1 pseudogene is annotated in these 243 nt (G+C 57.6%); it reads right to left on the bottom strand.

From position 1 onward, the window contains the following. Positions 1-193, bottom strand: a pseudogene (locus tag R0J87_RS23740) (carbon starvation CstA family protein); the annotation flags it as partial. Positions 194-243: the final 50 nt, after the last annotated feature.

The raw sequence follows: 243 nt of genomic DNA, 5'->3' as shown, positions 1-243 counted from the left end.
CGCCGACAACGCCCAGCAAGCCAAAGGATGCGCTGTAAACCACGTTGCCCGGGCCACCGTTGGCCACGGCATCTGACAGGTTTTCCACCGAGCCGAAGAAAGACAGTGCCAGTGCACACCAGATCAGGGCAATCACGCCTTCACCTATCATGGCACCGTAGAAAACGAAGCGGCCGTTTTTCTCATTTTCCATGCAACGCGCCATCAGTGGCGACTGAGTCGCGTGGAAGCCTGAGATAGCAC

This window comes from Halomonas sp. SIMBA_159, assembly GCF_046536035.1.
In the GTDB taxonomy this organism is placed as follows: Bacteria; Pseudomonadota; Gammaproteobacteria; order Pseudomonadales; family Halomonadaceae; genus Vreelandella; species Vreelandella venusta_A.
The sequence above is the reverse complement of the archived record's forward strand: the minus strand, read 5'-3'. Positions and strand labels throughout refer to the sequence as shown.